Here is a 13,661-nt window from a genome sequence, read left to right as displayed (position 1 = left end):
GTACTTCGCCGGTTCGGGCGAACCTGCCCGCACCGGGTGGGTCAGGAAGGCCTTGCCGAGGAGCCCGGGGCGTCGGGGGCGTCGGGGGCGTCGTACGTCGACGTCCCCGAGTCGAGCAGCGGCTCCTGCTCCTTCATGTGCGCCGGGGCGAAGTAGCGCAGCACGTGGTAGCCGGTGATGACCACGATCGTGCCCAGCGCGATGCCGCCCAGCTGGAAGTTGTCGCTGATCTTCAGACTGACCCCGCCGACGCCGATGATGATGCCCGCCGCGGCCGGCACCAGGTTCAGCGGATTGCGCAGGTCCACCCCGCCGTTGATCCAGATCTGGGCGCCGAGCAGGCCGATCATGCCGTAGAGGATGACGGTGATCCCGCCGAGCACCCCGCCCGGGATGGCCGCGACGACCGCGCCGAACTTGGGGCACAGGCCGAAGAGCAGCGCGAATCCGGCGGCCGCCCAGTAGGCGGCGGTGGAGTAGACGCGGGTGGCGGCCATGACGCCGATGTTCTCGGAGTACGTGGTGTTCGGCGGACCGCCGAGCGCGGTGGAGAGCATCGAGGCGGCGCCGTCGGCGGCGATCGCGGTGCCGAGCTGGTCGTCCAGCGGGTCGCCGGTCATCTCGCCGACGGCCTTGATGTGCCCGGCGTTCTCGGCGATCAGGGCGATGACCACGGGCAGGGCGATCAGGATCGCCGACCACTCGAACTGCGGGGCGTGGAAGGAGGGCAGGCCGATCCAGTCGGCCTTGCCCACCCCGGAGAGGTCCAGGCGCCAGTGGTCGACGGCGGCGCCGCCGCCCATGGTGGAGTGGATCTTGCCGAAGAGCAGGTCGAAGAGGGCGGAGATCCCGTAGCCGAAGAGCAGCCCGAGGAAGATCGCGATCCGCGACCAGAACCCGCGCAGGCACACCACCGCGAGCCCGGTGAAGGCCATCACCAGCAGCGCGGTCCACTGGTCCTGGGGCCAGTACGTCGAGGCGGTGACCGGCGCGAGGTTGAAGCCGATCAGCATCACGACGGCGCCGGTGACCACGGGCGGCATCGCCGCGTGGATGATCCGCGCGCCGAAGTACCGTACGGCGAGCCCGGCGAGGAAGAGGGCCGCGCCGACGACGAGGACGGCGCCGGTGACGGTCGCGCTGCTGCCGCCGCCCGCCCGGATCGCCGCGGCGACGCCGACGAAGGAGAGGGAGCAGCCGAGGTAGGACGGGATCCGGCCGCGGGTCGCGAGCAGGAAGATCACCGTCGCGACACCGGACATCATGATGGCCAGGTTCGGATCCAGGCCCATGAGGACCGGCGCGACGAAGCTCGCACCGAACATGGCGACGACGTGCTGGGCGCCGAGCCCCGCGGTGCGCGGCCACGAGAGCCGCTCGTCCGGCCGGACGACCGCGCCGGGGGCGGGTGTCCGTCCGTCGCCGTGCAGGGTCCAGCGCACGCCGAGGCCCATGGTGAAACTCCGTTTCGCGGTGCGGGCCGCAGGCGCCGACCGGGTGTGGGGGGATCGAAGACCGGCCGGAGGACGGCCGAGGTCATATCGAGGTCATATTACGGCCGGATAGCGGCAGGTTCGTCCTGATTGCCTGTCGCGGGGTCGGCCGCGGGAGAGGTTACGGGGTCGGTCTCGGGGTCCGCCGGGCCCGGTTCGGCGCCGGGCCGGGCGCGCAGTACGGTCGCCCCCGCGACCAGGGCCAGCGCCAGCAGCGTGACCAGCCCGAAGGACACCACCAGCGAGGTCGCGTCGGCCACCGCGCCGATCGCGGAGGGCGCGATCAGCCCGGAGGTGTAGGTGATCGTCGCGACTCCGGCGATGGCCTGGGCCGGGGCCGGACCGCTGCGCGCGGCGGCCGCGAAGGCCAGCGGGACCACCACCGCGATGCCGAGCCCGATCAGGCCGAAGCCCGCGAGCGATCCCGCGGGCTGCCGGACGAAGACCACCAGCAGGCCGCCCGCCGTGGCCAGCGCCCCGCCGGCCCGGACGGTGCGCACCGCGCCGAAACGGTCCACCACCTTGTCGCCCGCGAGCCGGGCCGCGGCCATGGTGAGCGCGAACATCGTGGTGGAGGCGGCGGCGAGACCGGCGTCGGTGTGCAGCACGTCCCGGAAGTAGACCGCCGACCAGTCCATGCTCGCGCCCTCCGCGAAGACCGCGCAGAAGCCGATCGCGCCGATGACCAGCGCCGATTTCGGCGGCAGCGCGAAGTGCGCGGGCGCCTCCTCGTCCTGGCCGCCGCGCAGGTCGAGCACCCCGCGCACGGCGACCAGCCCGACGGCGGTCAGCGCGAGCGCGGCGATCAGGTGGTGCAGCCGGGCGTCGGCTCCGGCGTGCGCGGCGACCGTACCGGCGGCCGAGCCGAGCAGGGCGCCCACGCTCCACATGCCGTGCAGCGAGGACATGATCGAGCGGCCGAGCCGGTTCTCGGTCTCGACGCCGAGCGCGTTCATCGCGACGTCCGACATGCCCGCGGTCGCGCCGTAGACGAAGAGCAGGAAGCAGAGGGCGGGGAGGTTCGGGGCGAGGCTCGGCAGGATGAGGGAGAGGGTCCACATCGCGAGCAGGCCGCGCAGCGCGTTGCGGGCGCCGAAGCGGTGGTTGATGCGCCCGGCCAGCGGCATCGCGAGCGCCGCGCCGACCGCGGGGAAGGCGAGGGCCATGCCCAGGGTGCCCGCGCTGAGCTGGGCGTGTTCCTGGATCCAGGGGATCCGGGTGGCGAAGCTGCCGGTGACCGCGCCGTGGGCGCAGAAGACGGCGGCTATGGCGAAGCGTGCGCGGCGCAGGCGGCGCGGTGTGAGATCCGTTTCCCCGGTCATGGGATCCAAACTATCAGGGACCCTGCCTGATAATAACTCTTCCGTCCCTCCTAGGATGGCCTGGTGACCTCCGCACCCGCATCCGCCGCTCCCTCGCCCGCCTCGCCGAGCACGGCCCGGGCGATGAACGACCGGCTCGCGCTCCGGCTCCTCCAGGAAGAAGGGCCGCTCACCGCACCCCAACTCAAGCAGCTGACCGGACTCTCCCGCCCCTCCGTCGCCGATCTCGTCGAACGCCTCACCGGCGCCGGACTGATCGAGGTCGTCGGCGCGTCGGGCGAACAGCGGCGCGGACCGAACGCCCGGCTCTACGGGATCGTCGCCCGCCTCGCCCACCTCGCCGCCCTGGACGTACGGACCGACGGCGCGACCGCGGTGATCACCGACCTGCTCGGCCGCCCGCTCGCCGAGGCCCGGCTCCCCGCCGACGCCGTCGAGGAGGCCGTGACCCGGCTGGAGGAACTCACCCGGGAAGCGGGCGCGACGCCCCTGCACACCGTCGTCATAGGCGCGCCCGGCCTGGTCGCCCCCGCCAGCGGCGAACTGCGCGACCTGCGCGGACTGCCCGCCTGGCACCGGGACCTGGTCGCCGCGCTCCAGCGGCGTCTGCCCGCCGTGGTCGTCGTCGAGAACGAGACCAACCTCGCCGCCCTGGCCGAACAGCGCATGGGCGCGGCCCGCGACGTCGACTCCTTCGTCCTGCTGTGGCTGGGTGCCGGGGTCGGCGCCGCCGTGGTCCTGGACGGGCGGCTGCGCCGCGGCGCGTCCGGGGGAGCGGGCGAGATCGGCTTCCTGCCGGTGCCGGGCACGGTGGGGCTGCCCTCCGCCACCGACTGCGGCGGCGGCTTCCACGGGCTGGTCGGGCGCGGGGCGGTGGCCGCGCTGGCGGCCGCGCACGGATTCACCGGGCCGGTGGAGGAAGCGGCCGCCGGAGCCGCCGGGGAGGAGTTCCTCGACGCCTATGCCGAGCGGCTCGCCCTGGGGGTGGCCGCGGTGACGGCTGTACTCGACCCCGGCTGCGTGGTCCTCGGGGGCGAGCTGGGCCGTGCGGGCGGCCCGGCCCTCGCCGCCAGGGTCGCGGGCCGGCTCGCGCTCCTGACCCCGGTGCCGACCGAGGTCCGCGCGACCACCCTCGGGGATCCGGCGGTCTTGGAGGGCGCCCGGCTGGCCGCCCGGGAATCCGCCCAGGACGCCCTGTTCGGGGCGCCGTAACCGGTGCGGTGACCGGTGCACCCTCAGCCTGCCCGGCGATTGAGGGCCCGCCGGAGGCACGTGCGCCGCACCGGACACCCGCCGCCCGGGCTCGCGTGGCCGCTCGGTGGGCCCTCCGGGGGCGCCTCAAACGCCGGCGGGGCTGGATTAGGCCCGCCTCGGGCCTGCGTGGCTGCTCGGTGGGCCCTCCGGGGGCGCCTCAAACGCCGGCGAGGCTGGATTCGCCCCGTTCAGCGGTGTGCGGAGGCGGCCAGGAAGTCGGCGAAGGTGACTCGGCCCACCGCGTGCTCCGGGGTCAGGTGGCCGCCGCGGCGGAAGGCGGCGTAGGCCCGGCCCGCCAGCGGGAAGGTGACGACGCGGCGGCGGCTGCCGCGTGCGGCCAGATACGCGCGGCCCAGGTCGGCCAGGGTCCGCACCTCGGGGCCGCCCATGTCCTCCACCCGGCCCGCCGGGGGCGCCACGGCCAGCTCCGCGAGCCGGTCCGCGACCTCGTCGACCGCGATCGGCTGCACCTGGACCCCCTTCGGCAGCGGCACCACCGGCACCACCGGCAGCTTCGCCGCCGTGCCCACCGCCTGGGCCACCAGGTCGTGGAACTGGGTGGTCCGCAGGATCGTCACGCCGAGCCCCGACGCCTCCAGCATCCGCTCCACCTTCAGCTTCATCGTGTAGTAGCCGAAGGGGACCACGTCCACGCCGACGATCGAGATGTAGACGAGGTGCGCGGTCCCGGCCCGCCGGGCCGCGTCGATCAGGTGCCGGGCGGCCACGTCGTCGCCCCCGCGCGGGCTGCTCGCGCAGTGCACGACCACGTCCGCACCCGCCATCGCCGCGTCCAGCCCGCCGCCGTCGCGCAGGTCGACGGGGTACTGCGGGGAGTGGCGGCTCAGCACGCGGACCTCGTGGCCCGCGGCCCGCAGCCGCTCGCTGACCAGCGAGCCGAGGGTTCCGGTGCCCCCGGTGACGAGGATGGTGCTCATGGTGTCCGCCTTTCGCCGCTGCCGACGGGGCACACGGCGCGCCCCTCGTCAGCATTGACTGAACGGCGCAGGGAAATGTGACATGCACGTACGAGGACCCGGTGGCCGCCGGGCCACCGGGTCCTCGTGTCCTACGGGTGCACCGGATCCACCGGGTGCACCGGGTCAGCAGGCGCCCTGGTCCTTCCAGACGCCCCAGTCACCGGTGGTGCCGGGCTCCTCGTTCTGCGTCCACCACTGGGCCTTCCAGTTGTGGCCCTTGTGCGAGACGACCGAGCCGCCGGTGTAGGTGTTGCCCGCCACGTACGCCGGGCTGGTGCAGGTCCCGCCCGGAGGCGTGGTGGGCGGCGTGGTCGGCGGGGTGGTGGGCGGAGTCGTCGGAGGCGTGGTCGGGGGAGTCGTCGGCGGGGTGGTGGGCGGGGTGGTCGGGCCCCCCGGCTCGACCACCGTGGTGCCGCGCGCCAGGTCACCGGCGATGCCGTAGGTCTTGCCGCCGAAGGTCACCGTCCAGTTGGACGGGGTGGAGGTCGGCAGGTAGTAGACGAAGTCCAGCTCCACCGAGGCCCCCGGGGCCAGCGTCTGCCAGCTCGGCAGCTTCAGCGAGACCCGGTTGTAGTCGCCCTTGAGGCCGCCCACGTTGGTGCCCGTGTGGTCGCTGCGGATCACCGTGGTGCCCCAGCCGGACTGGTCCTTGGCGTTGTTCGGCGCGGAGGAGGAGTAGTCGAACTGGAACTCCGTGCCGCCGGGCAGGGTGGCCGTGGTGTTGTTGGTGATCTTCAGCTTGGGACTGATCGGGTAGTTCGAGTCGCCCAGCGGGAACTGGCCGAACTCGGTGTCCACCTTGATCGACTCGGTCGGCATGGTGATCGTGGCCCGCTTGGCGCCGTACGGGGCGGCCGCCTTGAACTTGTCGTACATCGCCGTGGTGAGCGTGCTGCCCATCTCGTACTGGCCCTTGGCGGAGTTGTAGGCGTAGTCGCCCGCCAGCTCCCACACCATCGTGCCGCCGATGCCCTTGTTGACCACGTAGTCGGCCTTGGCGCCCACCGACTGCTCGTCCTCGGTGGAGAGGAAGACCTTCTTCTGGTCGTTCCACAGCCACGGCGCGACCAGCGTGGAGTCGTACTTGCGGACGTAGGTGCCGGTCAGGGTGGTGTTCGCCGGGAAGCCGTACTTGGTGACGTAGTCGCCGACGACCCCCTTCTCCAGGTTCTTGGCGTGCCACATCGGGTTGGAGCCGGCCGGGGCCTCGACCCCGTTGGTGTCCAGGTCGTGCCACAGGTTGTCGATGCCGACCGCGCCGTCACCGCACTTGGTCAGACCCGCGCCCGCCGGGCAGTTGGTGGCCGGGGCCTTGCCCCACAGGCCGTCCGTGCCGCCCTGTACGTTCTTGAACCCGCGGGTGTAGTAGGGCAGGCCCATGTTGATGCGGCCCGCCGGCATCGAGCCGCGGAAGTAGTGGTAGGCCCAGTCGGAGTTCAGGTACCCGATGCCGCCGTACTGGGAGGTCGAGTAGACGCCCGCGGAGGCCAGTTCGGCGTCCTTGCCGTCGTCGAAGAGGGAGGCGTTGGGGCCGACGTACTCGTTCCAGGCGCCGTGCAGGTCGTAGGACATGATGTTGACGTAGTCCAGGTACTTCTGCATCTGGAACGTCTCCATGCCCCGCAGCAGGTAGCCGGAGGAGGGGGCGGCGACGGAGAGCAGGTAGTGCTTGCCGTCGGCGGCGCCCGCGCGGTCGAGCTTCTCGCGCAGCGACTTCATCAGCGCGGCGTAGCCCTTGACCAGGCCCGCGCGGCGGGCGTTGGAGAGCTGCCAGTCGAGCGGGTTGCCCGCGTCCTTCATCGTGGTCGGGTACTCGTAGTCGATGTCGACGCCGTTGAACCCGTACGTGCGGATGAAGTCGACGGAGGAGTTCGCGAAGGTGTCGATGCCGGCCTGGTTGACCGAGCCGTCGGCGTTGGTGGCCATGGAGTAGAAGCCGCCGGAGTTCACCCGGTTGCCGTCGTCGCCGAAGTAGCCGCCGGTCTCCGCCCAGCCGCCGACCGAGATCAGCGTCTTGACGTTGGGGTACTGCTTCTTGAACTTGTTCAGCAGGTTGAAGTGGCCCTTGTAGGGGAGCGAGGGGTCCATCTCCGCGCCCGCGACGCCCGGCCAGGTCATCCCGGTGGCCGCGTTGTTCGGGCCGTCCGCGCCGACCGACAGTTTGTTGTCGGAGCCGACGTGGCCGAAGGCGTAGTTGAGGTGGGTGACCTTGTCCCACGGGATGTTGTTGGCCAGGTAGGCGGGGGTGCCGTCCTTGCCGGTGCGCCAGCCGGTGAAGTAGCCGATGACCCGTCGCTGGTGGTCGGGGCCCATCTTCTCGCGGCCCTCGGCGTCGTAGACCGAGCAGTAGGGGACGTCGACGCCCGGGGTCTTGTACAGCCCGTCGGGACGACAGCTCTCGTTGTCGGCCGCGTGCGACACGCCCGCGGAGAGGCCGCCGATCAGCAGGCCTGCGATGGCGGCACCGGAGGCCAGGAGCATGGCCCGGGTGCGCGTGGGGGACGGCATTGTGCCTCCTGGGGAGGGGAGGTAATCGGACACAACGTGCGTAAAAGTGGCGCTGGTTGGCCCGTGACGTGCGCACATCGGAGGGCCGGCTCCCGGGGAAGATGAAGGGAACGTTAAGAGGACTAGACCAGACCGTCAATAGGTCTGGACCAAAGCTGAACCCTCGGGATGCCGCGCCGGATGTCGCACGGAAATTGCGCCGAACGTGTGAGCCAGGCCACAAGTACTTGCGGGCATGGCTTCCGATCACTCGTGGCACACTGGCCCTAGTACCAGTAGCAGCGCACTCCGGGGTCGGTGTAATTCCGAACCGGCGGTTATAGTCCGCGACCCGTCCGCAGCCAGCGGCCGGTTGACCAGGTGAAATTCCTGGACCGACGGTTAAAGTCCGGATGGGAGGCAGTGCGCGGCGGGCCAGTCACCGGTACGCCGCCGTCGGCGGTTCGTCGGCGTAACCCCCAGGGGATACGTCTCGGACGGACCGGAATCCCGGCCCCGGCGTCCCCGCGTGTGCTACCCGCTTCATCTGTCGTATCCCGACAGGCCCCGGAGTCCGTGCCCGATGAGGCAGGAGGACCCGGTGGCGACACGCGCCGACGCGAACGACACGCACGCCATGCGGCGTGCCATCGAGCTGGCCGCCCGCGGCCTCGGCTTCACCAGCCCCAACCCCGTCGTCGGCTGCGTCATCACCGATGCCGAAGGCCGGACCGTCGGCGAGGGCTGGCACCAGCGGGCCGGCGGCCCGCACGCCGAGGTGCACGCCCTGCGTGCCGCAGGGGACGCCGCCCGCGGCGCCACCGCCTACGTCACCCTCGAACCCTGCAACCACACCGGCCGTACGGGCCCCTGCGCCGAGGCCCTGCGCGACGCCGGGATCACCCGTGTCGTCTACGCCGTCCCCGACCCGAACCCGCAGGCCAGCGGCGGCGCCGCCACCCTGCAGGGCGCCGGGATCGAGGTCCTGGGCGGGCTGCTGCGCGGCGAGGCCGAGGCGGGGAACCTGCCCTGGCTGACCTCCGTACGCCTGGGCCGCCCCTACGTCCTCTGGAAGTACGCCGCCACCCTGGACGGCCGGGTCGCCGCCGCCGACGGGACCAGCCGCTGGATCAGCGGCCCCGAGTCCCGCGCCGACGTCCACCGGCTGCGCGCCGAGGCCGACGCGGTCGTCGTCGGCTCGGGCACCCTGCGCGCCGACGACCCGCACCTCGCGGTCCGCGGCGTCGAGGGCGCCCGCCAGCCCCTGCGCGTCGTCCTCGACACCCGCGCCACCATCCGGCCCACCGCCCGGATCCTCGACGAGGCCGCCCCCACCCTGGTGGCCGTCGCCGAGGACGCCGACACCCGCCACCTGGCGGGCGTCGAGGTGGCCCGGCTGCCCCACGACAAGCACGGCATCTCCGTGGACGCGCTCCTCGCCGAGCTGTCCGCCCGCGGGGTGCGCTCCGTCCTCGTCGAAGGCGGGCCGACCCTGGCCGGCGCCTTCGTCGCCGCGGGAGCCGTCGACCGGGTCGTCGGCTACCTCGCCCCGGTCCTCCTCGGCGCGGGCCCCAACGCCCTCGCCGACGCCGGGATCACCACGCTCGGCCAGGCCCTGCGCCTGGAGATCACCGAGGTGGTCCGCCTCGGTCCCGATCTGCGCGTCACCGCCGTTCCCGCGGCCGACGCCGTCCCCACCGCCCTCACCGCCCTCAAGGAGCACTGAGTGTTCACCGGAATCGTCGAAGAACTGGGCGAGGTCACCGCCGTCGAGCAGCTCACGGAGGCCTCCCGCTTCCGGCTGCGCGGACCCGTCGTCACCGAAGGCGCCAAGCACGGGGATTCGATCGCCGTCAACGGCGTCTGTCTGACGGTCGTGGAGACCGGGGACGGCGAGTTCACCGCCGACGTCATGCAGGAGACCCTCGACCGCTCCAGCCTCGGCGCCCTGGCCAAGGGATCCCGGGTCAACCTGGAGCGCCCGATGGCCCTCGGCGGCCGCCTCGGCGGACACCTGGTCCAGGGCCACGTGGACGGCACCGGCCGGATCCTCTCCCGCACCCCCTCCGAGCACTGGGAACTCGTCAAGGTCTCGCTGCCGGCCCGGCTGGCCCGGTACGTGGTCGAGAAGGGCTCCATCACGGTCGACGGCGTCAGCCTCACCGTGGTCGAGGCCGCCGCCGACTTCTTCACCATCAGCCTCATCCCCACCACGCTGAACCTGACCACGCTCGGCATCAAGCAGCCCGGCGACCCGGTCAACCTGGAGGTCGACGTCCTCGCGAAGTACGTCGAGCGCCTCCTGGCCGCCGGGGTCGACCCGCTGACCGCCGCCGCGTCCGCGGCCGACGGGACCACGAAGGAGACGGACCGGTGAGCGCGCTCTCCTGGCTCAACACCGAGGCCTTCGCCGTCTTCGGCCAGAAGGTCATCTGGTCGGACATGATCGGCAACCTGATGGGCCTGGCGGCCCTCGCCCTCGGCTGGCGCCGCTCCATATGGACCTGGCCCGCCCAGCTGCTCTCCGGCCTCATCCTGGTCGGCGCCTACGCCACCGCCCACCTCGCGGGCGGCGTCGGCAAGCAGCTCCTGGTCATCGCCGTGGCCCTCTGGGGCTGGCGCGCCTGGCAGCGCGGCAAGCAGCAGGCCCAGGACGGCTCCATCGCCGTGCGCACCGCCACCTGGACCGAGCGCGGCCTGCTGCTGGCGGGCGCGGCGCTGGGCACCGCCGCGGTCGGCGGCCTCTTCACCCTCGTCCCCTCGCTCTCCTGGAGCCCGTGGGCGGACGCCTACATCTTCGTCGGCACCATCGTGGCGATGGTGGCCCAGGCCCGCGGTCTCGTCGAGTTCTGGTTCGCGTGGCTGCTGGTCGACCTCGTCGGCGTTCCGCTCGCATTCCAGAGCGGTCTGGTCTTCTCGGGCCTCGTCTACGTCGTCTACTTCGCCCTCGTGCTGTGGGGCGCCTACGACTGGTACCAGCGCTCGCGCACCACCACCGACGCACCGGCCCTGGAAGGAGCAACGGCATGACCCTCAAGCCCGTGCCCAACGAGAGCGACACCGAGTCCTTCCTGCTCGACCCGGTCGAGCAGGCGATCCGCGACATCGCGGCGGGCCGCCCGGTCGTCGTGGTGGACGACGAGAACCGCGAGAACGAGGGCGACCTCGTCATCGCGGCCGAGATGGCCACCCCCGAGATCATCGCGTTCATGATGAGCGAGTGCCGCGGCCTGATCTGCGCGCCCATGGAGGGTCCCGAGCTGGACCGCCTGGAACTGCCGCAGATGGTGGCGCGCAACACCGAGTCGATGCAGACCGCCTTCACCGTCTCCGTCGACGCGAGCGCCGCGCACGGCGTCTCCACCGGCATCTCCGCCGCCGACCGCGCCACCACCCTGCGGCTGCTGGCGAGCGGCGCGTCCACCGCGGACGACTTCGTCCGCCCGGGCCACGTCTTCCCGCTGCGCGCCAAGCCCGGCGGCGTCCTGGTCCGCAACGGCCACACCGAGGCCGCCGTCGACCTCGCCCGCCTCGCGGGCCTGCGCCCGGCGGGCGCGATCGTCGAGATCGCCGGTGAGGACGGGGTCATGCTCCGGCTGCCCGAGCTGATCCCCTTCGCCCGCAAGCACGGCCTGACGATCATCTCCATCGAGGACCTGGTCGCCTACCGCCGCTCCGCCGAGCCGACCGTGCGCCGCGAGGCCGAGGTCAGCCTGCCGACCGCCTTCGGGCACTTCACGGCGTACGGCTACCGCTCCACCGTCGACGGGGTCGAGCACATCGCCCTGGTCCACGGGGACATCGGGGACGGCCGCGACGTCCTGACCCGGATGCACTCCGAGTGCCTGACCGGCGACATCTTCCAGTCCCAGCGCTGCGACTGCGGCCCCCAGCTGCACGCCTCCATGGAGCGGATCAAGGCCGAGGGCCGCGGGGTCGTCGTCTACCTGCGCGGCCACGAGGGCCGCGGCATCGGCCTGCTGGCCAAGCTGCGCGCGTACGAACTCCAGGAGCGCGGCCGCGACACCCTGGACGCCAACCTGGAGCTGGGCCTGCCCGCCGACGCCCGCGACTACGGGGCGGGCGCCCAGATGCTCGCCGACCTGGGGGTGCGCAGCACCCGCCTGATGACGAACAACCCCCAGAAGGCCGAGGCCCTGGTCCGGCACGGCATCGAGGTCGTCAGCCGCGAGGCCATGCCGACCGAGACGGGCGAGCACAACCTGCGGTACCTGCGCACCAAGCGGGACCGGATGGGGCACGACCTGCCCTGGCTCGACGGCGTGGCGTCCGTCTCGGCCTGCGGCAACCAGTAACACCTGAACCAGCAACACCAGCAACACCAGCAGCACCCGACATCTGACAGACAACGCAAGCGAAAAAGAACCAACGCACCGAGGAGAGCTGTGAGCGGCAAGGGCGCACCCGAACTGAGTGTCAAGAACTGCGGAGACCTGCGGGTGGCCGTGATCGCGGCCCAGTGGCACGAGAAGGTCATGGACGGCCTCGTCGACGGCGCCCTGCGCGCCCTGCACGAGCTGGGCATCGACGAGCCCACCCTGCTGCGCGTCCCGGGCAGCTTCGAGCTGCCGGTGGTGGCGAAGGTACTGGCCGGTCGCGGCTACGATGCCATCGTCGCCCTCGGAGTGGTCATCCGCGGCGGCACCCCGCACTTCGAGTACGTGTGCCAAGGCGTCACCCAGGGCCTGGTGCAGGTATCGCTCGACACCGGAGTCCCCGTCGGCTTCGGCGTACTGACCTGCGACAACGACGAGCAGGCGCTGGACCGCGCCGGCCTCGAAGGGTCGAACGAGGACAAGGGGCACGAAGCGGTCACCGCCGCCGTCGCCACCGCCATGACCCTGCGCACCGTCAGCGAACCCTGGCGCTAACCGGCAGGGGCGGACCCTCTATTCTGAGGACCATCATGGCGAACACACCCAAGACCTTCGAGGCGCTCTTCACCGAGCTCCAGCTCAAGGCAGCCAACGGCGACCCGAGCACCTCCCGCACCGCCGAGCTGGTCGGCAAGGGAGTCCATGCCATCGGCAAGAAGGTCGTCGAGGAGGCCGCCGAAGTCTGGATGGCCGCCGAGTACGAGGGCAAGGAAGCCGCCGCCGAGGAGATCTCGCAGCTGCTCTACCACGTCCAGGTGATGATGGTCGCGCGCGGGATCTCCCTCGACGACGTCTACGCCCACCTCTAGACCGGCCCGCACGCACACACCCCTTTTTCGCACCCACGCACCAAAGGAAGCCCCATGCTGCGCATCGCCGTCCCCAACAAGGGTTCCCTCTCCGGACCGGCGTCGGCGATGCTCCATGAGGCCGGCTACCGGATGCGCAAGGAGTCCAAGGAGCTCGTGGTCGTCGACCCCGAGAACGAGGTGGAGTTCTTCTACCTCCGCCCCAAGGACATCGCGATCTACGTGTCCTCCGGCAAGCTCGACATCGGCATCACCGGCCGCGACCTGCTGCTCGACTCCGGCGCCAGCGCCGAGGAGATCCTGCCGCTGAACTTCGGCCGGTCCACCTTCCGCTACGCCACCATCCCCGGCACGGCGAAGGGCCCCGAGGACTTCACCGGCATGACGATCGCCACCTCCTACGAGGGCATCGTCGCCAAGCACCTCGCCGAGAAGGGCATCGACGCCTCCGTCGTGCACCTCGACGGCGCGGTCGAGACCGCCATCCAGCTCGGCGTCGCCCAGATCATCGCGGACGTCGTCGAGACCGGCACCAGCCTGCGCAACGCCGGCCTGGAGGTCATCGGCGAGCCGATCATGACCTCCGAGGCCGTGGTCATCCGGGGCAGCACCACCGACCCGGACGACCCGCAGGCCCAGCAGTTCCTGCGCCGCCTCCAGGGCGTCCTGGTGGCCCGCAGCTACGTGATGATGGACTACGACTGCCGCGCCGAGCACCTGGAGCGCGCGGTGGCCCTCACCCCGGGCCTGGAGTCGCCGACGGTCTCCCCGCTGCACAACGAGGGCTGGGTCGCCGTCCGTGCCATGGTCCCGGCCAAGGAGGCCCAGCGGATCATGGACGACCTGTACGAGCTGGGCGCGCGCGCGATCCTCACCACCTCGATCCACGCCTGCCGGCTCTGATCCGTCCGCGAACCGG

Annotated in this window: 12 protein-coding genes and 1 riboswitch; of the genes, 8 read left to right on the top strand and 4 right to left on the bottom strand. The window is 72.0% G+C overall.

From position 1 onward, the window contains the following. Positions 1–41 precede the first annotated feature (41 nt). Both OHS33_RS06320 and OHS33_RS06315 read right to left on the bottom strand, forming a co-directional pair. Positions 42–1,454, bottom strand: a complete 1,413-nt coding sequence (locus OHS33_RS06320) for a uracil-xanthine permease family protein (protein ID WP_330329384.1) — start codon at positions 1,452–1,454, stop codon at positions 42–44. Between the two features lie 98 nt (positions 1,455–1,552). Beyond that, a complete protein-coding gene (locus tag OHS33_RS06315) occupies positions 1,553–2,815 on the bottom strand; it encodes an MFS transporter (RefSeq protein ID WP_330329383.1) in 1,263 nt (420 codons plus the stop codon). 123 nt (positions 2,816–2,938) lie between these two features. Between OHS33_RS06315 and OHS33_RS06310 the strand changes: the two genes are divergently transcribed. Then, on the top strand, positions 2,939–4,027 hold the full coding sequence (locus OHS33_RS06310) for an ROK family transcriptional regulator (protein WP_330334930.1): 1,089 nt from the start codon (positions 2,939–2,941) through the stop codon (positions 4,025–4,027). A 230-nt stretch (positions 4,028–4,257) separates the two neighbouring features. Here OHS33_RS06310 and OHS33_RS06305 read toward each other — a convergent pair whose 3' ends face one another. Together OHS33_RS06305 and OHS33_RS06300 are read right to left on the bottom strand one after the other, a co-directional pair. Continuing rightward, entirely contained in the window at positions 4,258–5,007 is a 750-nt protein-coding gene (locus OHS33_RS06305; RefSeq protein WP_330329382.1) for an SDR family oxidoreductase, read from the bottom strand. Positions 5,008–5,172: 165 nt separating this feature from the next. Beyond that, a complete protein-coding gene (locus OHS33_RS06300; RefSeq protein WP_330329381.1) occupies positions 5,173–7,557 on the bottom strand; it encodes a chitinase C-terminal domain-containing protein in 2,385 nt (794 codons plus the stop codon). Positions 7,558–7,836: 279 nt separating this feature from the next. Then, positions 7,837–7,967: riboswitch (FMN riboswitch) on the top strand. Positions 7,968–8,119: 152 nt separating this feature from the next. Between OHS33_RS06300 and ribD the strand changes: the two genes are divergently transcribed. The 7 genes from ribD (at position 8,120) to hisG (ending at position 13,645) form a co-directional block, all read left to right on the top strand. Continuing rightward, positions 8,120–9,262 carry a bifunctional diaminohydroxyphosphoribosylaminopyrimidine deaminase/5-amino-6-(5-phosphoribosylamino)uracil reductase RibD gene (ribD, locus tag OHS33_RS06295; RefSeq protein ID WP_330329380.1) on the top strand — a complete coding sequence of 381 codons (1,143 nt, stop codon included), beginning with the start codon at positions 8,120–8,122 and terminating at the stop codon, positions 9,260–9,262. Beyond that, positions 9,263–9,913 carry a riboflavin synthase gene (locus tag OHS33_RS06290; RefSeq protein ID WP_330329379.1) on the top strand — a complete coding sequence of 217 codons (651 nt, stop codon included), beginning with the start codon at positions 9,263–9,265 and terminating at the stop codon, positions 9,911–9,913. Then, a complete protein-coding gene (locus OHS33_RS06285; protein ID WP_330329378.1) occupies positions 9,910–10,566 on the top strand; it encodes a nicotinamide mononucleotide transporter family protein in 657 nt (218 codons plus the stop codon). Before OHS33_RS06290 ends, OHS33_RS06285 begins: the two co-directional genes overlap by 4 nt. Then, on the top strand, positions 10,563–11,852 hold the full coding sequence (locus OHS33_RS06280; protein ID WP_330329377.1) for a bifunctional 3,4-dihydroxy-2-butanone-4-phosphate synthase/GTP cyclohydrolase II: 1,290 nt from the start codon (positions 10,563–10,565) through the stop codon (positions 11,850–11,852). The genes OHS33_RS06285 and OHS33_RS06280 overlap by 4 nt, the downstream gene beginning before the upstream one ends. Positions 11,853–11,942: 90 nt before the next feature. After that, on the top strand, positions 11,943–12,428 hold the full coding sequence (gene ribH / locus OHS33_RS06275) for a 6,7-dimethyl-8-ribityllumazine synthase (RefSeq protein ID WP_330329376.1): 486 nt from the start codon (positions 11,943–11,945) through the stop codon (positions 12,426–12,428). Positions 12,429–12,463: 35 nt separating this feature from the next. Next, positions 12,464–12,742, top strand: a complete 279-nt coding sequence (locus tag OHS33_RS06270; RefSeq protein WP_330329375.1) for a phosphoribosyl-ATP diphosphatase — start codon at positions 12,464–12,466, stop codon at positions 12,740–12,742. A 54-nt stretch (positions 12,743–12,796) separates the two neighbouring features. Beyond that, on the top strand, positions 12,797–13,645 hold the full coding sequence (gene hisG / locus OHS33_RS06265; protein ID WP_330329374.1) for an ATP phosphoribosyltransferase: 849 nt from the start codon (positions 12,797–12,799) through the stop codon (positions 13,643–13,645). The last annotated feature ends 16 nt before the right edge of the window (positions 13,646–13,661 follow it).

Source organism: Streptomyces sp. NBC_00536 (assembly GCF_036346295.1).
Taxonomy (GTDB): Bacteria; Actinomycetota; Actinomycetes; order Streptomycetales; family Streptomycetaceae; genus Streptomyces.
Note: the sequence above shows the minus strand (reverse complement) of the source record. Positions and strands in the feature narration are given on the sequence as shown.